Annotated in this window: 16 protein-coding genes and 1 pseudogene; 7 read left to right on the forward strand and 10 right to left on the reverse strand. The window is 67.7% G+C overall.

Going from position 1 to position 19566, the window contains the following annotated elements:
- Positions 1 to 248 precede the first annotated feature (248 nt).
- From ACFJIX_RS06150 to ACFJIX_RS06160, 3 genes are read left to right on the forward strand one after another with little or no spacing between them, the layout of a single operon-like run.
- Entirely contained in the window at positions 249 to 803 is a 555-nt protein-coding gene (locus ACFJIX_RS06150; protein WP_377158483.1) for an ECF-type sigma factor, read from the forward strand.
- Between the two features lie 58 nt (positions 804 to 861).
- The gene (locus ACFJIX_RS06155; protein ID WP_377158484.1) at positions 862 to 3588 is read left to right on the forward strand and encodes a serine/threonine protein kinase; all 2727 of its coding nucleotides are present in this window, start codon (positions 862 to 864) and stop codon (positions 3586 to 3588) included.
- A 30-nt stretch (positions 3589 to 3618) separates the two neighbouring features.
- Positions 3619 to 3999 (forward strand): hypothetical protein, encoded by a 381-nt coding sequence (locus ACFJIX_RS06160; RefSeq protein WP_377158485.1) that lies wholly within the window; start codon positions 3619 to 3621, stop codon positions 3997 to 3999.
- Positions 4000 to 4139: 140 nt separating this feature from the next.
- Here the strand turns inward: ACFJIX_RS06160 and ACFJIX_RS06165 are convergent, their stop codons facing one another.
- Positions 4140 to 4742: a hypothetical protein gene (locus ACFJIX_RS06165; RefSeq protein WP_377158487.1), complete on the reverse strand. Its 603-nt coding sequence runs from the start codon at positions 4740 to 4742 to the stop codon at positions 4140 to 4142.
- Between the two features lie 63 nt (positions 4743 to 4805).
- Here ACFJIX_RS06165 and ACFJIX_RS06170 point away from each other — a divergent pair, with 63 nt between their 5' ends.
- Positions 4806 to 5330, forward strand: a complete 525-nt coding sequence (locus ACFJIX_RS06170) for an outer membrane protein assembly factor BamE (RefSeq protein WP_377158488.1) — start codon at positions 4806 to 4808, stop codon at positions 5328 to 5330.
- A 169-nt stretch (positions 5331 to 5499) separates the two neighbouring features.
- On the forward strand, positions 5500 to 7476 hold the full coding sequence (locus ACFJIX_RS06175) for an RDD family protein (protein WP_377158489.1): 1977 nt from the start codon (positions 5500 to 5502) through the stop codon (positions 7474 to 7476).
- Between the two features lie 88 nt (positions 7477 to 7564).
- On the opposite strand, the gene ACFJIX_RS06180 is transcribed toward ACFJIX_RS06175, so the two are convergent.
- The 8 genes and pseudogenes from ACFJIX_RS06180 to glpD form a co-directional block, all read right to left on the reverse strand.
- Positions 7565 to 8041 (reverse strand): TerB family tellurite resistance protein, encoded by a 477-nt coding sequence (locus ACFJIX_RS06180; protein WP_377158491.1) that lies wholly within the window; start codon positions 8039 to 8041, stop codon positions 7565 to 7567.
- Between the two features lie 111 nt (positions 8042 to 8152).
- A pseudogene (locus ACFJIX_RS06185) lies at positions 8153 to 9926 on the reverse strand (ABC transporter substrate-binding protein).
- A gap of 63 nt (positions 9927 to 9989) precedes the next feature.
- Positions 9990 to 10298 carry a DUF2160 domain-containing protein gene (locus tag ACFJIX_RS06190; RefSeq protein ID WP_377158493.1) on the reverse strand — a complete coding sequence of 103 codons (309 nt, stop codon included), beginning with the start codon at positions 10296 to 10298 and terminating at the stop codon, positions 9990 to 9992.
- A gap of 12 nt (positions 10299 to 10310) precedes the next feature.
- Positions 10311 to 11123 carry a carbohydrate ABC transporter permease gene (locus tag ACFJIX_RS06195; protein WP_297526369.1) on the reverse strand — a complete coding sequence of 271 codons (813 nt, stop codon included), beginning with the start codon at positions 11121 to 11123 and terminating at the stop codon, positions 10311 to 10313.
- Positions 11116 to 12000, reverse strand: a complete 885-nt coding sequence (locus ACFJIX_RS06200; protein WP_377158496.1) for a carbohydrate ABC transporter permease — start codon at positions 11998 to 12000, stop codon at positions 11116 to 11118. Before ACFJIX_RS06200 ends, ACFJIX_RS06195 begins: the two co-directional genes overlap by 8 nt.
- The gene (locus ACFJIX_RS06205) at positions 11997 to 13172 is read right to left on the reverse strand and encodes an ABC transporter ATP-binding protein (RefSeq protein WP_377158498.1); all 1176 of its coding nucleotides are present in this window, start codon (positions 13170 to 13172) and stop codon (positions 11997 to 11999) included. The genes ACFJIX_RS06200 and ACFJIX_RS06205 overlap by 4 nt, the downstream gene beginning before the upstream one ends.
- Positions 13172 to 14242, reverse strand: coding sequence for an ABC transporter ATP-binding protein (locus ACFJIX_RS06210; protein ID WP_377158499.1), 1071 nt, complete (start codon positions 14240 to 14242; stop codon positions 13172 to 13174). The genes ACFJIX_RS06205 and ACFJIX_RS06210 overlap by 1 nt, the downstream gene beginning before the upstream one ends.
- A gap of 105 nt (positions 14243 to 14347) precedes the next feature.
- The gene (gene glpD / locus ACFJIX_RS06215) at positions 14348 to 15931 is read right to left on the reverse strand and encodes a glycerol-3-phosphate dehydrogenase (protein ID WP_377161640.1); all 1584 of its coding nucleotides are present in this window, start codon (positions 15929 to 15931) and stop codon (positions 14348 to 14350) included.
- 255 nt (positions 15932 to 16186) lie between these two features.
- Between glpD and ACFJIX_RS06220 the strand changes: the two genes are divergently transcribed.
- A complete protein-coding gene (locus ACFJIX_RS06220) occupies positions 16187 to 16951 on the forward strand; it encodes a DeoR/GlpR family DNA-binding transcription regulator (RefSeq protein ID WP_377158500.1) in 765 nt (254 codons plus the stop codon).
- Between the two features lie 56 nt (positions 16952 to 17007).
- Positions 17008 to 18501, forward strand: coding sequence for a glycerol kinase GlpK (gene glpK / locus ACFJIX_RS06225; RefSeq protein WP_377158501.1), 1494 nt, complete (start codon positions 17008 to 17010; stop codon positions 18499 to 18501).
- Between the two features lie 460 nt (positions 18502 to 18961).
- On the opposite strand, the gene ACFJIX_RS06230 is transcribed toward glpK, so the two are convergent.
- Entirely contained in the window at positions 18962 to 19540 is a 579-nt protein-coding gene (locus tag ACFJIX_RS06230; protein WP_377158503.1) for a TMEM165/GDT1 family protein, read from the reverse strand.
- Between the last annotated feature and the right edge of the window lie 26 nt (positions 19541 to 19566).

Below are 19566 nucleotides of genomic sequence, written 5' to 3' on the forward strand. Positions count from 1 at the left end.
GGGTGCGAATGAAGAGGGTGAGGACACGACCCGCTGAAGCAGCCCGATCCATGCCGGCCTCCCTTGCCACATTGACCAAGCCGTGTCCTCATCTATCTAAAACGGATCCCCGGCGGCCATCCCGACATCCGCTAACAAAAATCTTCTCAGTGGAAACCCTTGAATTGACGCCGCCATGGCGCTGATCGCGTCATCCGTCGCCCGCGCCTGTGTAACAGGGTCATACGGGGCCGCTAGAGTTCTGCTCCATGAAGGACATCACCGAACTGCTGCACGACGCCGGTCAAGGGGACCGGTCCGCCGCTGACCAGGTGGTGGCGCAGCTGTACGGCGACCTTCAGCGCCTGGCGCGGCAGCGCATCCGGCAGGCAGGAGACCTGACCCTGCTGGACACCACTGCGCTGGTGCACGAGGCCTGGCTGCGGCTGGCCGGTTCTCAGGGCCAGACCTTCCCGGACCGGCGGCACTTCCTGGCCTACGCGGCCCGCACCATGCGCCACGTGGTCATCGACCTGGTGCGCGCGCGCCAGGCCGAGCGCCGCGGCGGCAACCAGCCGGACCTGACGCTGAACACCGCCGTCGTGGAAGGCACGCCGCAATCCGACGACAGCATCCTGCGTGTGCATGAGGCGCTGGAGGAGCTGGCGACGATCGATCCGCGCCTGGCGCAGGTGGTCGAGATGCGCTACTTCGGCGGGCTGCTCGAGCAGGAAATCGCGGAAGCCCTCGGCGTCACCGAAAGGACCGTCCAGCGGGACTGGCAGAAGGCGAGAATCCTGCTTTCGATGAGCCTCAAGGACTGACCCCCGCCCGGGTCGGGTCCGAGACCCGTCGTCCTCACCGACACAAGACGCCCGACCGATGGACGCACTCGATAAACAGCGCTGGATCGCGCTGAGTCCGCTGCTCGACGAACTCCTGGACCTGGAGGGGCCGGACCGCGTCCGCCGGCTCGAGGAGATCCGGGCCGGCGACGTCGCCATGGCCGAGCACCTCGAGGCGCTGCTCGCGCGCGACGAGGCCCTGAACGACGACGGCTTCCTCGAGCAGCCCGCTGCGGAGGCGCTGCAGGGACCGGTGCCGTCCGCGGTGCCGCCGCTGGACTTGCGCGGCGAATCGCTCGGCCCCTACGAGCTGGAGCGCGAGATCGGCCAGGGCGGCATGGGCGCGGTGTGGCTCGCGAGCCGGGCCGACGGCCGCTTCGAGGGCCAGGTCGCCGTCAAGTTCCTGAAGTCCGGCCTGTTCGGCAAGGGCGACAGCGGGCGCTTCGAACGCGAGGGACAGATCCTTGCGCGGCTCTCGCATCCCAACATCGCGCGGCTGCTCGACGCGGGCGTGCACAACGGGCACCAGCCCTACCTGGTGCTGGAGTACGTCGACGGCCTGCCCATCGACCGCCACTGCCAGATCAACGCGCTGGACATCGAATCGCGCATCCAGCTCTTCCTCGACGTGCTGGCGGCGGTGGCGCACGCGCATTCGCGGCTGATCCTGCACCGCGACCTCAAGCCCAGCAACATCCTGGTCACGCACGACGGGCAGGTGAAGCTGCTGGACTTCGGCATCGCCAAGCTGCTCGACGACGCCACGCATTCGGGCGCGGCGACGGAACTCACGCAGCGCGCCGGCAGCGCGTTCACGCCGCAGTACGCGGCGCCGGAGCAGGTCCAGCAGGCCGACGTCACGACCGCGACGGACGTCTACGCGCTGGGCGTGCTGCTCTACCAGATGCTGGGCGGCCGCCATCCGACGGCGGACGACACGCAGACCCACCTCGACCGGCTGCGCGCCGTCGTCGAGCTCGTGCCCAAGCGGCTGTCGGAGGTGGCCAGCGACCAGCTCGACCCGGTCATCGCGCGCCAGGCCAAGCTGCTGCGCGGCGACCTGGACACGATTGTCGGCAAGGCGCTGAAGAAGAAGCCGTCCGAGCGCTATGCCAACGCGGAGTCGATGGCCGTCGACCTGCGGCACTGGCTGGCGCATGAGCCGATCACGGCAAGACCTGACACGCGGCTCTATGTGTTGGGGCGGTTCGTCCGGCGCCATCGGTGGAGCGTGGCGGCCAGCAGCGTGGCCGTGCTGGCGATGGTATCGCTGACCGGGCTCAGCGTGCTGCAGGCGCGGCGTGCCGAGCGGGCCGAACATCAGGCGCAGGAGCGGCGGCAACAGGCGGACGATCTGCTGAGCTACATGCTCGGGGAACTGGCAGACAAGTTGCGCCCTGTCGGCAGACTCGAACTGCTGGATAGCGTGGGCAGCAAAGCGCTCACCTATCTTGCACAGGATTCAAATGCTACTCCCGTCGAGCGTCTGCAGAGGGCCAAGGCGCTGATGGTGCTCGGCGAAGTGCGGATCACCCGACGCGACCTGAAGGGCGCGCTCGAGCCTTTGGAACTCGCTCGACGATTGCTTGAAGGCGCGCCCCCGGAGCCATCGCTTGCCGCAGAGTGGCGCAGGGCACAGGGTGCTGCGGCATTCTGGGTCGGCAATGTCCATTACTACGCGCGCGACACCGACAAGGCAACCTCCGCCTGGCTGGCCTATCGCGACGCCGCCCAGGCTTGGCTCAATGTCCAGCCTGACGACAAAGAAGCCCTGATGGAGCTCTCCTATGCCTACAACAGCCTGGGATCGGCGCGAATGCTCAATGTGGACCTGCCTGGCGCCTCAACCTACTTTGTGCGTTCGATTGAACTGAAGCGGCGCAGTCTCGGAGATGGCAGCAAGTCAGACGCAGCCGCGCAGATAGATCTGTCCGACAGTCTCAGCTGGTTGGGCAGCGTCTATCTTCAACAGGGACTGGATGCTGCTGCAGCGCGCATGTATGCGGACGGCGCCGAGATCATTGCCGCTGTGCGCGCCAAGGCTCCGGGCGACGACAAGTGGGGTTACCACGAGTCCATCGTGCGCCGCTGGCACGCGGTCGCGCTCTCTCGCCTGGGTAGCCAGGACGCCGCCGCCCAAGAGTCAAAACTTGGCCTGGGAATTCTTCGCACGCTTCAGCAGCAGGATCCGACCAACCTTCAGTGGCGGATCAATCTGCTGATTTCCGAAGGATTCGATCTCGAGATCCGCGCTGCGAGGCTCGTGCCCGCTGAGTCGGCCGAACAAGCCCGCGCGCTGTTGACCCGCGTCAACGAGGCGATGGGGGCTGCGAATGCAAATACGAAGAACAAGCTGCTGGAGTTGACTGGCAGTCTGTCCAATGTGTTGGCTCAATCACTGCTCCGCCTTGGCGACGCGGGAGGTGCGTTCGAGGCGCTTGATGAAGCGGCGCGTGTGCAGGATACGACGCTCCCGTCCCGATCAACGGACCTGGGCTTCTTGACCAGTTATGTCGAAACGCGTCGTATGCGGATGATGGTCGAATCGTTGACCCGGCGACCAGCACCGAGCGAAGCGACCAAGGCCGCATGTCAGCAGATTCTTGACGCTACCGTGAAGATAGATGCGGCGATCCGGGTTCATCAGAGGATTACCCAGGCATGGGTTGAGGCCCAATCCTGCCTGGGTCAGGGAGAGCGGGATGACGTGAAGCGAGCCGCTGCTTGGTTGCTACGCGACAGATCGGCCATGCCGCACCCTTGATCCTGGCAATCAACCCCAAGGAGGAAAAAAATGTCCTACAACGTGTACGTCGAGGCGAACATCAGTACGGACGGCAACTTCGCCGACTGCAAGTACTTCAAGGATCGGGAGGCTACCCAGCCCATTGAAGGTTCCGAGATTCACATTCCTACAACGTCCGGCGCGTGCACCTTTGGCCAAGCCGACACGACCGGGTTGCTGCTGATCGGCGCGACCTTCAAGACCATTGGCTCCACGCCAGGAATGAACGCCAGCAATTTCTGCCCGGCCAATGATGAAAACGAGGTGGCGGTGACGATGCCGACGGATGCAGTCATCACCAAAGGCGTCGTACTGCTGTTCTCCACGCCTGGCAGCGTGCAGAGCCTCTATCCGAGCAGCGACCCGCAGGTGATGAACGACTCGCACTGAGATCCGATCGGGATACTTCCAGAAGGCCGCTGAACCGCACCTGCGTTACGTGCCGGCATGACGCTGCAGGCGGATCTGGTGCTTGAGGAACGCCGGGTCGAGGAGTACCTGTTCTCCCCCGTCCTGGGGCTGTCCAGAAATCATTGAGACCGGAGCGCGCCGAGCGCCTCCTCCGCCATGACCCGTCCCAGCCGGGACGGGTTCACGCGATCCATCACGCGCGCGTCGAGCGCGAATTCCTTCTGCTGCGTGTAGGCCACCGCGCCGATCCTCGGCACGCTGCCGGCCGCCTGCGGCCCGAGCATCCCCAGCACCGGATAGACGCGCAGCCGCGCGATCAGCAGCCCCTGCGCCGCATCGGCGAACACCGCCGTCTCCAACACCCGCGTGCAGCCGCGCCGCTGCACCTCCGCCACCAGTCCCTGCAGATTGCGTGGCACATCCGTCGCGGACACCGGCAGCACCACGTTCACCACCGGCAGGCCCGCGGCCACGAGCGGCTCGCGCGCGGCGAGGTTGAAGGCCCCGTTGGCCTCGTCCCAGCGGCGGTTGGCGGCGGGCTGGTCGGGATCGAAGTTGCGGCCCTGGCCGAACAGCAGCACGCACGGCGCGCCGCTTGCCACGGTGGCTGGCGCGGGCGTCGGAGCGGACGCTGGCGTTTGCGCCTGCGACGGCCCTGCGGCCACGGCGAAGGCGACGAGGGCGGCGTTCTCAAGCGCCTTCCGGATGTGCGATCTCGACATGGCGCGGATTGTGCGCTGCCCCGATCGCCGCACAATGGCCGCTCCGCCTTGCAGGAGACAACGATGCGCGAATGGACGAGCCTGGGCACCCTGTGCGCCACGACGATGGCCGTGGTGGCGACCGTCGCTCTCAGCGGCTGCGCGACGCCGGTGAAGGATGAGCGGATGAGGGCCGGCGTGACGACCAGCGCCGACGTGCAGCAGTACTACGGCGCCCCGACGCGTGTCTGGCCCGAGGCCGACGGCGGCCGCACGCTGGAGTACGCGACCCAGCCGTTCGGCCAGACCTGCTACATGGTCCGTCTGGACGCGCAGGACCGCCTCGTCGGCACGACGGACGGCCTGTCCGCGGCGAACCGCGCCCGCATCGTGCCGGGCCTGACGACCGATCAGGTCACGCGGATGCTCGGCCGGGAGCGCAAGCGCGTGTTCTTCAGGCTCAGCGGCGAGGACGTCTGGGACTGGAACATCCCGCCGGAGATGAACGGCTACCTGCTGCGCTTCAACGTCCACTTCAAGAACGGCGTGGTGGTCCGCACCTCGCAGAGCGTGGTCTACCCGGACCGGCGCTTCTTGTGGGATGACTGAGGGACTCGCCACCTCTCTGCCGCTGAGAACGACCTGCTCTCCTCCCAAAGGGGGAAGCCCACCCTCATGCCTGTGACGGAATGAATACAGCTCCCGCGCTGTCGTCGAGCTGACGCACGAAGCCGTTCACACCCTCTTTACACTTCCCGCCCTGGAGGGAGAGAAGAGGATGTCGAACCAATCCGTCGGCCTGGCGCCCCGCGCACTGGCCATGGTCATCGACGGCGTTTTGATGATCGCCGCGAGTACCTTGTTGATGTGGGCCGTGTACGGCGACCCCGTGTCGAAGTGGAACGATCTGCGGCCAGGCACCATCGCCATCAACTGGCTGTTGCCGCTGATCGTCTGCGTCGCGTTCTGGACCTGGCAGGGCGCCACGCCCGGCAAGCTCGTCGCTGGCATCAAGGTGGTGGACGCCCGCAGCGGCGGTCGTCCGAGCCCCGTGCAGGCCGTGATCCGCTGGGTCGGGTATCTGATCTCCGCGATCCCGCTCTTCGCCGGCTTCCTGTGGGCGCGCGTCGACGCCGAGGGACGCACCTGGCATGACCGTCTGTCCCGCACCGCCGTCGAGCGCAGCCGGCCCGCCCCGGCCGACGGGGAAGGCCTGCTCATCGGCTACATCGCCAGCCACTGGCGCGGCGAGCAGAGCCTGGCCCAGAGCTTCTGGATCAACCACGTCCTCCTGACCTGGCCCCTCGCCGCCGGCGTGCAGGGCCTGGTCGCCTGGCTCGCCACCAAGAGCGACGGCCTGCAGGGCGTCGCGATCGCGCTGCTGATCGTCTGGCCGCTGCTGATCCTCGTCGAGATCTGGAGCACCGTCGGCACCTGGCGCTCGGTGCGCGGGTATGTCGACGCCGGTGGCTCCTTCCTGATCTCCGGTTTCGCCCGCCTGTGCCTGCTGTTGTCGTTCCTGCAGATCGCGTTCTCGCTGGCGCTGGGCGTGTTCGGGGAACTCCCCGAGCTGTGGAAGCTCGCGCGCGGCATCGACCCGATCGGCAACGCGCGCCTGGTCGTCAGCACCGACGGCCGCACGATGCAGCTCAACGGCCCCATCGGCGCCGGGGACGCCGGCCGGCTGGGCACGCTGCTCGCAGCCTCGCCGGCCGTGCGGCTGCTGGAGGTCGCCTCGCCCGGCGGCCGCGTGACCGAAGCCGAACGCATGGTCCAGCTGATCCGCCAGCGCGGCGTCGGCACGCGCGCGATCGGCAATTGCGAGAGCGCCTGCACGCTGGTCTTCCTCGCCGGCAACAAGCGCCAGCTGATGCCGGGCGCGCAGCTCGGCTTCCACCGCGCCAGCAGCGGCACCTTCAATCCGGCCTTCGACGAGATCGCCAACCAGGAACTCGCGCGCACCTATCGCCGCATGGAGCTGCCCGAGGAATTCATCCAGAAGACGCTGAGCACGCCGTCGCGCACCATGTGGTATCCGCCGCCCGTCGACCTGGTGCGTCACTCGCTGATCCAACCGCCGCCGAAGACGCTGGACGTCGCCCTGCCCGAGGGCGACAAGCCCGGCCAGTACGCGCCGCTGAGCGACTACGTCAACGCGCTGCGCGCCAGCGATGCCTGGTTCCGGCTCGACCAGCGTTTCCCCGGCCTGATCGACGAGGCCGCTGGCCGCATGCGCGCGGCGCAACTCGCGCTGGGTGATTCGGAGCACGCCGTCGCCGGGGCCCAGATCGCCGCACAGAGCGTGCTGGCCCCCAATGTGCGTGAGATGCTCCTGAACGGATCGCGCGACCTGCGCCGCCGCTACCTGCAAGTGCTGCGCGCGCAACTGACCGCCGCGCAGACACTGGGCGCCGAAACCTGCCAGTCCTGGTTGTCCGGCTCCCCCGTGCCGCGCCGGCTGCTGCCGGAGGACGCCATGGCACTCGAAGCCCTCTGGCTGACCGACGCCGCGGGGGAAGCCCTCCCCACGCGCGCCCGCGCGCCGCAAGCGACGCCGCTGGAACTCGAGGTCGTGACCCGCACGGTCGGCGCCACGGCCCCCGGCGCGTTCTCCAAGCTGTGGACCGACGGCAATGCCGGCCCCGCCCCCATCACGTGCGAGCGTGCCGGCCAGGTGCTGGACCACATCCAACGCCGGACCGTGGGCGCGCCGCGCGAGCTGGCGGAACGGGTGGTGTTCCAGAACGCACGCTGACCCCGCGACCGCGCGGAGTCCCCACGAAGAAGGCCCTCCTCAGGAGGGCCTTTCCGTTTCGGGTGGTCGATTCAGCCGGCGTGGCGGGTCAGTCGTCCTCGCCGAGGCCGGCCGCCGCCTTCGCGCGGATCCGTGCGTGGTGGTAGGCGCCTTGCGGGATGTGCAGCAGGTCGGCGATGCGCCACATCGTGTGGCGCTCGATGTCGCCGAGCTTGCCGTCGGCGTAGGCCACGCCCCACATCAGTTCGACCAGGCGCAGCTTCGCGGGCATGTCCCAGCGCTCGTCGACCGGCGAGGTGAAGGCGAACAGGTCGGACGCCGTGCGGGCGGTGCGCTCGGCCTGCGCGGTGAGCGCGTCGGCCTCATCCTCGGACAGCGCGAACAGCACGGTGAGCGCCTTGCCCACCGCCGAGCGCTCGACGCCGGAGAAATCCGCGTCGGAGCGCATCACCTCGACGAGCAGCACCGCGGCCGCCAGCGGCAACGACGGCGCGCCGCCCCGCGAGCCACCGAACGCGTCGTCCGGCGCCAGCGTGTCGAAGAGGTCCATGAGCGACTTGAACATGGGCCGATGGTGGCACGGCGCCCGGAGCGGGCCTTATGCCCGTCTTAAACGCGCAATGAAAAGGGCCGTGCCACCGGCACGGCCCTATCGAGTCTCAGCCCGGGTGCGCGATCACCGCACCTTGCCGTCCTTCCACGCATTCAGCAGCTTCTCGTAGGCGATGGTCTCGCCCTTGGGCTTCTCGTTGGCCAGCTTGGCCCACGGCGCGCCCTTGTCGGACAGCCACTTCTTCGGGTCTTCCTTCTTGTTGAGCTTGGGCGCGCACTTGGCCATGCCGGCGCGCTCCAGCCGCGCCATCACCGCGTCCATCTCGTCGGCCAGCGTGTCCATCGCGGCCTGCGGCGTCTTCTCGCCGGTCACCGCCTGCGCCACGTTCTTCCACCACAGCTGCGCCAGCTTCGGATAGTCCGGCACGTTCGTGCCCGTGGGCGTCCACGCCACGCGCGCCGGCGAGCGGTAGAACTCGATCAGGCCGCCGTACTTGTTGGCGTTCTTGGTGAAGTAGTCGCTGCGGATGTCGCTGTCGCGGATGAAGGTCAGGCCCTGGATGCTCTTCTTCAAGCTCACCGACTTGGCCGTCACGAACTGCGCGTACAGCCAGGCCGCCGCGGTCCGGTTGGCGTCATGACCGCTGAAGAAGGTCCAGCTGCCCACGTCCTGGTAGCCGTTCTGCATGCCGTCCTTCCAGTACGGCCCGTTCGGCCCCGGCGCCATGCGCCACTTCGGCGTGCCGTCCGCGTTCACCACCGGCAGGCCCGGCTTGACCATGTCCGCCGTGAACGCCGTGTACCAGAAGATCTGCTGCGCGATCTGGCCCTGCGCCGGCACCGGGGCCCGATTCCCCGAAGGTCATCCCGGTCGCTTCCTTGGGCGCGTACTTCTTCATCCAGTCGACGTACTTGGTCAGCGCGTAGACCGCCGCCGGCGAGTTGGTCGCGCCGCCGCGCGCCACCGAGGCGCCCACCGGCGTGCACTTGTCGTCGGCGACGCGGATGCCCCACTCGTCGACCGGCATGCCGTTGGGGATGCCCTTGTCCGCCGCGCCGGCCATCGACAGCCACGCGTCGGTGAAGCGCCAGCCCAGCGAGGGGTCCTTCTTGCCGTAGTCCATGTGGCCGTAGATCGGCTTGCCGTCCAGCGTCTTCACGTCGTTGGAGAAGAAGGCCGCGATGTCCTCGTAGGCGCTCCAGTTCAGCGGCACGCCCAGGTCGTAGCCGTACTTGGCCTTGAACTTGTCCTGCAGGTCCTTGCGCGCGAACAGGTCGGCGCGGAACCAGTACAGGTTGGCGAACTGCTGGTCGGGCAGCTGGTAGAGCTTGCCGTCCGGCGCCGTCGTGAAGCTGGTGCCGATGAAGTCCTTCAGGTCCAGGCCCGGGTTCGTCCACTCCTTGCCCGCGCCGGTCATGTAGTCGGAAAGATTCATGATCTTCCCGTACCGGTAGTGCGTGCCGATCAGGTCGGAGTCGGAGATCCAGCCGTCGTAGATGCTCTTGCCCGACTGCATCGAGGTCTGCAGCTTCTCGACGACGTCGCCTTCCTGGATCAGGTCGTGCTTGACCGTGATGCCGGTGATCTCGGCGAAGGCCTTGGCCAGCACCTTGCTCTCGTACTCGTGCGTGGTCAGCGTCTCGGACACCACCGAGATCTCCTTCACGCCCTTGGCCTGGAGCTTCTTGGCCGCCTCGATGAACCACTTCATCTCGGCCGTCTGCTTGTCCTTGGACAGGGTCGACGGCTGGAATTCGCTGTCGATCCACTTCTTCGCCTCGGCCTCGCCGGCCCACGCGGCGTTTGCTCCCAACGCCAGCAATGCGGCCACGGCCAGCGCGGAATACTTGCTCTTGTTCACGCTTGTCTCCTGTGTCTGTCGAATCTCCCCCTGCATGAGGACGAATCGCGGCTCCGGGGGAACGGGGAAGCCGAATTCCTTGAAGCTTGAACTACTCGATCATCCCTTGCGCAGGATCAGGCCCAGCACCAGCATCGACGCGATGAAGCTGATCCAGACGCTGGGTTCGGCCTCGAGCTGGAACCATTCGGCCATCTTCGCGCCCAGGCCGACGAAGGCCAGGTTGATGTACGCGGCCGTCAGCAGGCCGATGAACAGCCGGTCGCCGCGCGTCGTGCGCATCGGCAGCCAGCCCTTGCGCAGCGTCGTCGGCGACTTGATCTCCCACACCGTCATGCCGACCAGCATCAGCACCACACAAGTGAAGAAGACGGCCACGGGCGTGGTCCACACCATCCAATCGAACATCGCGGACCTCCCTTAGACGCGGCCCATCGCAAAGCCTTTTGCGATGTAGTGACGGACAAACCAGATGACGATCGCGCCCGGCACGATCGTCAGCGTGCCGGCCGCGGCCAGCGTCGCCCAGTCCATGCCGGAGGCGCTGACGGTACGCGTCATCGTCGCGACGATGGGCTTGGCGTTGACGCTGGTCAGCGTGCGCGCCAGCAGCAGTTCCACCCACGAGAACATGAAGCAGAAGAACGCCGCCACGCCCACGCCCGCCTTGATCAGCGGCAGGAACACGGTCAGGAAGAAGCGCGGGAAGCTGTAGCCGTCGATGTAGGCGGTCTCGTCGATCTCGCGCGGGATGCCGCTCATGAAGCCTTCCAGGATCCACACCGCCAGCGGCACGTTGAACAGCAGATGCGCCAGCGCGACCGCGATGTGCGTGTCCATCAGCCCCAGCGTCGTGTACAGCTGGAAGAACGGCAGCAGGAACACCGCCGGCGGCGTCATGCGGTTGGTCAGCAGCCAGAAGAAGACGTGCTTGTCGCCGAGGAACGAGTAGCGGCTGAACGCATAGGCGGCCGGCAGCGCCACGCTGACCGAGATCACCATGTTGATGCCGACGTAGATCAGGCTGTTGATGTAGCCGCTGTACCAGGACGGGTCGGTGAAGATGGTCTTGTAGCTGGCCAGCGAGAAGTGCTGCGGCCAGAGGCTGAAGCTGGAGAGGATCTCCTCGTTGGTCTTGAAGCTCATGTTGACCATCCAGTAGATGGGCAGCAGCGCGAAGAGCAGGTACGCGATCAGGAAGATCGTGCGCTTGCGGAAACGGCGTTCATCCATGAGCGCTCTCCGTTTTGTCTTGCGTGCCGAGCGACTGCATCCAGTTGTAGAGGATGAAGCACAGCAGCAGGATGATCAGGAAGTAGATCAGCGAGAACGCCGCCGCCGGGCCGAGGTCGAACTGGCCGACCGCCTTCTGCGTCAGGTACTGGCTGAGGAAGGTCGTCGCATTGCCGGGACCGCCGCCGGTGAGGACGAAGGGCTCGGTGTAGATCATGAAGCTGTCCATGAAGCGCAGCAGCACCGCGATCATCAGCACGCCCCGCATCTTGGGCAGCTGGATGTAGCGGAACACGGCGAACTTGCTGGCGCCGTCGATGCGCGCGGCCTGGTAGTAGGCATCGGGGATGGAGCGCAGTCCGGCGAAGCACAGCAACGCCACCAGCGGCGTCCAGTGCCAGACATCCATGACCAGCACCGTGATCCACGCGTCGGTCGCATCGCCCGTGTAGTTGTAGTCGACGCCCAGCGCCTGCAACGACGCGCCCAGCAGCCCGATGTCCGCGCGGCCGTAGATCTGCCAGATGGTGCCGACGACGTTCCAGGGGATCAGCAGCGACAGCGCGACGATGACCAGCACCAGCGACGAGCGCCAGCCCTGCGCCGGCATCGACAGCGCCAGGCAGATGCCCAGCGGGATCTCGACCAGCAGCACCGCCAGCGAGAAGCCGAGCTGGCGCAGCAGCGCGCCGTGGAGCTCCTCGTCGCGCATCACCGCGGCGAACCACTCGGTGCCGACGAAGACGCGCCGCTCGGGCGAGATGATGTCCTGCACCGAATAGTTCACCACCGTCATCAGCGGCAGGATGGCCGAGAAGGCCACGCAGATGAGCACGGGCAGGACGAGGAACCAGGCCTTCTGGTTGATCGGTTTCATGCGAGGCCCTCCGGAGCACCCGAGGTGATCGCCGCGAAGGTCGCGGCCATGGGTACCGCGCCGACGATCAGCCGCTCGTCGGCACCGTAGAAACAGGTGTGGGGATTGAGGACGCGCAGGGCCACCGTGGCGCCGGCCGCGGGCGGCTGCGCATGGGCGGACAGACGCGCCTTCAGCGTGTGCGGTCCCACCTTGGCGGTGAGCAGCCAGTAGGTGCCGATGTCCTGGACCTGGCTGACCACGCCGGTCACCGTGCCCGGCAGCGCCGGCACGCCGTCACCGACATCGTCGACCTCGACATATTCGGGTCGGATGCCCACCATGAACGGCTCCGCCCGGGAGAGCGCGGCCCCGGCGACGGGATCGACCGAACCCGCGACCGGCTGCCCGGCGACGCTCAGTCCGCCGCCGTCCTCCAGCGCCGCCGGCAGGAAGTTCATGCCCGGCGAGCCGATGAAGTGGCCGACGAAGCGGTGGCTCGGGCGCTCGAACAGCTCGCCCGCCGAGCCGACCTGCACCGCGCGACCCCGCGTCATGACGACGATCTGGTCCGCGAAGGTCAGCGCCTCGACCTGGTCGTGGGTGACGTAGATCAGCGTGAGCTTGAGCTCGTTGTGGATCTGCTTGAGCTTGCGGCGCAGCTGCCACTTCAGGTGGGGATCGATGACGGTCAGCGGCTCGTCGAAGAGCACGGCCGAGACGTCCTCGCGCACCAGCCCGCGGCCCAGCGAGATCTTCTGCTTGGCGTCGGCGGACAGCCCGGAGGCGCGCTGGTTCAACTGGCCGTTGAGCTCGAGCATCTCCGCGATCTTCCCGACGCGGGCCTTGATCTTGTCCGCCGCCACGCCGCGGTTGCGCAGCGGGAAGGCGAGGTTCTCGGCCACCGTCATCGTGTCGTAGATGACGGGGAACTGGAACACCTGCGCGATGTTGCGCTGCTGCGGCGTCAGCCCGGTGACGTCGCGGCCGTCGAAGCGCACGGTGCCCTGCGAGGGCCGCAGCAGCCCGGAGACGATGTTCAGCAGCGTCGTCTTGCCGCAGCCCGAGGGGCCGAGCAGCGCATAGGCGCCGCCGTCCTCGAAGCTCATCTTCAGCGGGAGCAGCGCGTAGTCGCTGTCTTCCTTCGGATCGGGCCGGTACGCGTGGGCGAGGTCCAGGTCGATGCGGGCCATCAGCGGGCTCCCTGGCGCTCGGGGGCGCGCGTCAGCAACCCGGCCGCGTCGAAGACGTGGACATGGGCGGCATTGAGGTACAGCGTCAGCGGGGCGCCGAGCTCGAAGTCGTGCACGCCGGTCAGCTGCGCGACGAGTTCGCCGACCTCGGTGTGGGCGTGGACGAAGGTGTCGGAACCGGAGATCTCGGCCAGTTCCACCTCGCCCTTGATCGCGATGTCGCCGGGCCGCTGCGTGACGTGCAGCGCACTGGCACGCACGCCCACCGTCACGCCGCCCTGCCCCGGCAGCGCCAGGTCGAGCCCCGGCCGCAGTTGCAGCCGGTCGCCAAGTCCCTGGGCGATGACGAGGTTCATCGGCGGATCGCTGAAGGCCCGCGCGACGCGGAGCGACGCGGGTCGGTGGAAGACCTCGGCGGTGGGACCGTATTGCAGCAGCTCGCCGGCGTCCATCACCGCGGTGTAGCCGCCGAGCTGGAGCGCCTCCGCCGGTTCGGTCGTCGCGTAGACCACGGTCGATTCCCCGGCGGCGAACAGCTGGCCGAGTTCCTCGCGCAGTTCCTCCCGCAGCTTGTAGTCGAGGTTCACCAGCGGCTCGTCCAGCAGCATCAGCGGCGCCTGCTTGGCCAGCGCGCGCGCCAGCGCGACGCGCTGCTGCTGACCGCCGGACAGCTGCGCGGGCAGCTTGTCGAGGTGCATCTCGATGTGCAGCTTGTCGGCCAGTTCGTCGACGCGCTTGCGGATGGCGTCGCGATCGAGCTTGCCGCGCAGCTTCAGCGGAGACGCGATGTTGTCGCGCACGCTCATCGACGGGTAGTTGATGAACTGCTGGTAGACCATCGCGACGTCGCGCTTGCGCACCGGCCAGCCGGTGACGTCCGTGCCGTCGACCGTCACGCTGCCGTCGCTGGGCTTGTCCAGGCCCGCCATCAGGCGCATCAGCGTCGTCTTGCCGGCCTGCGTCGCGCCCAGCAGCACGGTGACCGCGTTCGGCACCAGCCGCAGGTCCATCGGGTACAGGTGTTGCTGCGCGCCGACCTTGTGGCTCACGCCGCGCAAGGTCAGCTCCATGATGTCGGCTCCATCGGGGTGTCTCTTCGCATGTCGTTCTTGTGGATCGGTCTCTGGATCGGTTGCCCGATCGGAGTCGGGATCGGCGCCCGCGCCGGGGTCAGGTCATGCCGCCGCGGCCGGCGGCTTGGCCCAGAGGTGCTCGCGCTCGGCGAACCACTGGACCACCGCCATCCGCTGCGCCTCGGTGTAATGCAGTCCCAGCTTGGAGCGGCGCCACAGCACGTCGTCCGCGGCGCGCGCCCACTCCTCGCGGACCAGGTATTCGAGTTCCGCCTGGTGCAGCCCCGGGGCAATCTCCGGGCCAAGGTCGTCGATCCGCTCCGCGCCGCCGAGCACGCGCCCGAGACGCGCGCCGTAGGCCCGCGCGAGGCGCCGCGCCAGCGACGGCGGCAGCCACGGATGGCGCTGGCCGACGGCGGACAGCAGGCGCTGGAAATCGGTGTCGGGCCGCTGCGGCGCGCCGATCCAGTCGCGCAGGTCGCCGCCGGGAAGATGGGCGTGCTCGGTCCAGGCCCGGCGACGGTCGCCGAGCAGGTCGCCCAGCAGGTCGGCCGCATCCTCCGCCAGCTTGCGGAAGGTCGTGATCTTGCCGCCCCACACGCTCAGCAGCGGCGCGCCGCCGTCGGCGTGGGTCTCGAGCAGATAGTCGCGCGTCACCGCCGACGGATCGCCGGACGCGTCGTCCAGCAGCGGCCGCACGCCGGCGTAGGTCCAGACCACGTCCGACGCGACCACCGGCTCGCGGAAGTAGCGGCTGGCCTGCTCGCAGAGGTAGGCGATCTCGCGCTCGTCGATGCGCGCCTTGCCAAAGCCCGCCAGCGCGTCCGGCGCCAGCTCCACGTCGGTCGTGCCGATCAGCGTGAAGTCGTCTTCGTAGGGGATGGCGAAGATGATCCGCTTGTCCGGGTTCTGGAAGATGTAGGCGTGGTCGTGCTGGAAACGCTTGTGCACGATGATGTGGCTGCCCTTGACCAGGCGCAGGCTCTTCGTGGCGAGCGCCTCGCCACGCGCGGGCGCGGCGACCTCGCGCAGGAAGCCTTCGGCCCACGGACCCGCCGCGTTGACCAGCGCGCGCGCCTTCAGCGTGCGGTCGCCGTCGGCACAGCGCAGCGTCGCGGTCCAATGATCCGCGTGTCGCTGCGCGGCGGTGACCGTCGTGCGGGTGTGCAGCACGGCGCCGTGCTCACGCGCGTCGAGCGCGTTCAGCAGCACCAGCCGCGCGTCGTCGACCCAGCCGTCGGAATAGACGAAGCCCTTCGTGTACTCGGCCTTCAGCGGCTCGCCGTAGGGCGAGCGCCGCAGGTCCACGCCCTCGGAGCCCGGCAGCACCTCGCGCCGCGCCAGATGGTCGTAGAGGAACAGGCCGATGCGGATCATCCAGGCCGGGCGCATCGCCGCGTCGTGCGGCATCACGAAGCGCAGCGGCCACATGATGTGCGGGGCACTGCGCAGCAGGACCTCGCGCTCCTGCAGTGCCTTGCGCACGAGCGAGAACTCGTAGTACTCGAGGTAGCGCAGCCCGCCATGGATCAGCTTGGTCGAGGACGAGGACGTGTGCGCCGCGAAGTCCGAGGCTTCCGCCAGCACGACCTTCCAGCCGCGGCCGGCCAGGTCGCGCGCGATGCCGGCGCCGTTGATGCCGCCGCCGACGACGAGCACGTCGCAGTCACCGATCGCGCCGCCCACGCCGGCGGCGTCGCGCGCGCCGGCGACGCCTGCATCGAGGGAGGCGCGGTCAACGGAGATCGGTTCGGGGATCGAGGCGGCGGTCAAGGTGTCTCCTTGGAGCGAATTGGCCGGACAGTCAAACGGCCACCCTGCGATGGCCGTTGGAAAGTTCGCAATTCTGTTCTCCTTTTTTCTTTTTAGCGCGAATATGCGCGTTTCGATTGAGGGTTAACCCGATCAATTGTTCGTTTCGGTTCCTTTAGCCTGCGCGCCATGAATCCGAACCCTCGTCAGAACAATCTGCTGCAGGAGGTGCGCGCCCATGGATCGGTGAGCGTCGAGGCGCTGGCCGAGAAGTTCGGCGTGACGCTGCAGACGGTGCGCCGGGACGTGCAGCGCCTGGCCGAGGCCGGCCTGGTGCAGCGCTTCCACGGCGGCGTGCGCGTGCCGTCGTCGACCACGGAGAACATCGCCTACCGCCAACGCCAGGCCATGCAGGCCGACGGCAAGGCGCGCATCGCGCGCGCCATCGCGGCGCGCATCCCGGCCGGCTGCTCGCTGATCCTGAACCTGGGGACGACGACGGAGGCGGTGGCGCACGCGCTGCTGCGCCACAAAGGCCTGCGGGTGATCACGAACAACCTGAACGTCGCGATGATCCTGAGCGACAACCCGGACTGCGAGCTGGTGATGGTCGGCGGCTCGGTGCGGCACCGCGACCGCGGCATCGTCGGCGAGGCGGCGGTCGACTTCATCCGCCAGTTCAAGGTGGACATCGGGCTGATCGGCATCTCGGGCATCGAGTCCGACGGCAGCCTGCGCGACTTCGACTATCGCGAGGTGATGGTCGCGCGGACCATCGTCGAGCATTCGCGCGAGGTGTGGGTCGCGGCGGACGCGACCAAGTTCAACCGGCCGGCGATGGCCGAGGTGGCCCGCCTGCCGCAGATCGACGCGCTGTTCACCGACGAGCCGCCGCCGGAGCCCTTCCCCGCGCTGATGGCCGATGCGGGCGTGGAGCTCGTGGTCGCGCCGTAGCATCGCGACGGGTTCTTTCCAAAAGCAGTTCAAGAACACAACGAGCGAGACAAGCCATGACCTATCTGCTGGCCCTGGACCAGGGCACCTCGAGTTCGCGCGCGATCGTCTTCGACGCGCAGGGGCGCATCGTCGCGATGGCGCAGCGCGAGTTCCGCCAGATCTATCCGCAGCCCGGCTGGGTCGAGCACGATGCCGATGAAATCTGGGAGACGCAGCTTGCCGTCGCCCGCGAGGTGCTGACCAAGGCGTCGCTGAAAGCCGCCGAGGTGAAGGCGATCGGCATCACCAACCAGCGCGAGACGACGCTGGTGTGGAACCGCAAGACCGGCCGCCCGATCCATCACGCGATCGTCTGGCAGGACCGGCGGGCGGAGCCGCAATGCGCCGCGCTGCGCGAGCAGGGCCACGGCGCTCGCATCCAGGAGAAGACGGGGCTGGTGGTCGACGCGTACTTCTCGGGGACGAAGCTGCAGTGGATCCTCGACAACGTCGCTGGCGCGCGCGACGCGGCGGAGCGCGGCGAGCTCGCCTTCGGCACGATCGACAGCTGGCTGATCTGGAAGCTCACGAACGGCGAGGTGCACGTCACCGACGTGAGCAACGCGTCGCGCACGATGCTGTTCAACGTGCGTGAGAACCAATGGGATGAAGAGCTGCTCGCGCTGCTGCGCATTCCGAAATCGCTGCTGCCCGAGGTGAAGCCGTCGGCTTCGGACTTTGGCCGTGTCGCGCCGGAGCATCTCGGCACGGCGCTGATGATCGGCGGCATCGGCGGCGACCAGCAGAGCGCGCTGTTCGGCCAAGCCTGCTTCGAGGCGGGCATGGCCAAGAACACCTACGGCACCGGCTGCTTCATGCTGATGCACACGGGGCCGCGCTTCCAGACCAGCGCGAACGGGCTGATCACGACGAGCGCGGCGCAGATCGACGCGACGCCGCAGTACGCGCTCGAAGGCAGCGTCTTCATCGGCGGCGCGGTGGTGCAGTGGCTGCGCGACGGGCTGAACGCGATCAAGGGCAGCGGCGAGGTGCAGGGGCTCGCGGAGAGCGTTCCCGACGCGGGCGGCGTGATGTTCGTGCCGGCCTTCACTGGCCTGGGCGCGCCCTACTGGGACGCGGAGGCGCGCGGCGCCATCGTGGGCCTCACGCGCGGATCGACAGTGGCGCATATCGCGCGCGCGGCGCTGGAGAGCATCGCGTTCCAGAGCGCGGCGCTGCTGCAGGCGATGAGCCGCGATGCCGTCGCGGCCGGCGGCGCGCCGGTGAGCGAGCTGCGCGTCGACGGCGGCGCGTGCGTGAACGACCTGCTGATGCAGTTCCAGGCGGACCTGCTCGGCATCCCGGTCGTGCGTCCGAAGGTGATCGAGACGACGGCGCTCGGCGCGGCCTACCTCGCCGGCCTCACGGCGGGCGTCTACGGCAACCTCGGCGACATCGGCCGCAACTGGCAGACGGAGCGCACCTTCCGCCCGACCATGTCGCGCGACCGCGCCGAGACGCTGATGGCGCAGTGGGAACGCGCGGTGAGGCAGGCCTCGGCGCGCTGAACGGCCCCTCTTCGGAAGGCCCCATTCAGGGGGTCAGGTCTTCACCCCTCAATGACAAGTTTGAGGAAGTGCCAGACGGAATCGGCGTGCCTAGAGTTGCGAGCTTCTTCCATTGAGAGCTTGAATCTGCCGATGCCCAAATTTCACTTCCGCGAAATAGGTCCGTTTGCAACGATCGATGAATGCAATCGAGTCACGATACCTGACCAAGTATTGAAAGAGTTCCATCTGGAGCCCGGTGACCAAGTGGAGTTCTCGTCGCTCAGTGACGACGAGTTTCTCTTCTACATCAGACCCAGGCCTCCGCTTGGCGAAGGTCCTCAGCCCAACCGATTCGGTCGCCCGTTGACGATCGAGGAGATGAACGACGGAATCGGCGAGGCGGTGGTCGAGAGCTATCTCCGGTCGGTTGGTGAGTTACCTCGCGTGCGCGCACGCTATCGCGATGACAACAGGGGCCTCACAGCCCCAGCGACTCCCCTGCCCCCAGAAGCGTGAGCACCCCCAGCACCGCGAAGATGATCGCCGCGATGCCGTGAACCAGCCGCACCGGCAGCTTGTGCGCGAGCTTGTCGCCCACCAGCACCGCCGGCACGTTGGCGATCATCATGCCGAGGGTCGTGCCCGCGACCACCATCCACAGGTCGTTGAAGCGCGCCGCCAGCGCCACTGTGGCGATCTGCGTCTTGTCGCCCATCTCGGCCAGGAAGAAGGCCACGATCGTCGTGCCCAGCACGCCCAGGCGGAACTTGCCGCCGGTCTCCTCTTCGTCGATCTTGTCGGGGATCAGCGTCCACGCCGCCATCGCGATGAAGCCCACGCCCAGCACCCAGCGCAGCGTCTGCGGCGACACCTGCGTCGTGATCCAGCTGCCGACAGCACCCGCACAGGCGTGATTGACCAAGGTCGCGATCAGGATGCCCAGCACGATCGGTCCCGGCTTGCGGAAGCGCGCCGCCAGGATGAAGGCCAGCAACTGGGTCTTGTCGCCGATTTCGGCGAGGGCCACGAGGCCGGTGGAGATGAGGAAGGCTTCCATGAAAGACTCAGCGGCCGAGACGAACC

This window comes from Roseateles sp. UC29_93, assembly GCF_042695725.1.
Taxonomy (GTDB): Bacteria; Pseudomonadota; Gammaproteobacteria; order Burkholderiales; family Burkholderiaceae_C; genus Roseateles; species Roseateles noduli_A.

Excerpts from the sequence above, each read along its gene's own strand:
- ACFJIX_RS06150 (WP_377158483.1), top strand. The coding sequence starts at position 249 with ATGAAGGACATCACCGAACTGCTGCACGACGCCGGTCAAGGGGACCGG.
- ACFJIX_RS06155 (WP_377158484.1), top strand. The coding sequence starts at position 862 with ATGGACGCACTCGATAAACAGCGCTGGATCGCGCTGAGTCCGCTGCTC.
- ACFJIX_RS06160 (WP_377158485.1), top strand. The coding sequence starts at position 3,619 with ATGTCCTACAACGTGTACGTCGAGGCGAACATCAGTACGGACGGCAAC.
- ACFJIX_RS06165 (WP_377158487.1), bottom strand. The coding sequence starts at position 4,742 with ATGTCGAGATCGCACATCCGGAAGGCGCTTGAGAACGCCGCCCTCGTC.
- ACFJIX_RS06170 (WP_377158488.1), top strand. The coding sequence starts at position 4,806 with ATGCGCGAATGGACGAGCCTGGGCACCCTGTGCGCCACGACGATGGCC.
- ACFJIX_RS06175 (WP_377158489.1), top strand. The coding sequence starts at position 5,500 with ATGTCGAACCAATCCGTCGGCCTGGCGCCCCGCGCACTGGCCATGGTC.
- ACFJIX_RS06180 (WP_377158491.1), bottom strand. The coding sequence starts at position 8,041 with ATGTTCAAGTCGCTCATGGACCTCTTCGACACGCTGGCGCCGGACGAC.
- ACFJIX_RS06190 (WP_377158493.1), bottom strand. The coding sequence starts at position 10,298 with ATGTTCGATTGGATGGTGTGGACCACGCCCGTGGCCGTCTTCTTCACT.
- ACFJIX_RS06195 (WP_297526369.1), bottom strand. The coding sequence starts at position 11,123 with ATGGATGAACGCCGTTTCCGCAAGCGCACGATCTTCCTGATCGCGTAC.
- ACFJIX_RS06200 (WP_377158496.1), bottom strand. The coding sequence starts at position 12,000 with ATGAAACCGATCAACCAGAAGGCCTGGTTCCTCGTCCTGCCCGTGCTC.
- ACFJIX_RS06205 (WP_377158498.1), bottom strand. The coding sequence starts at position 13,172 with ATGGCCCGCATCGACCTGGACCTCGCCCACGCGTACCGGCCCGATCCG.
- ACFJIX_RS06210 (WP_377158499.1), bottom strand. The coding sequence starts at position 14,242 with ATGGAGCTGACCTTGCGCGGCGTGAGCCACAAGGTCGGCGCGCAGCAA.
- ACFJIX_RS06220 (WP_377158500.1), top strand. The coding sequence starts at position 16,187 with ATGAATCCGAACCCTCGTCAGAACAATCTGCTGCAGGAGGTGCGCGCC.
- glpK (WP_377158501.1), top strand. The coding sequence starts at position 17,008 with ATGACCTATCTGCTGGCCCTGGACCAGGGCACCTCGAGTTCGCGCGCG.
- ACFJIX_RS06230 (WP_377158503.1), bottom strand. The coding sequence starts at position 19,540 with ATGGAAGCCTTCCTCATCTCCACCGGCCTCGTGGCCCTCGCCGAAATC.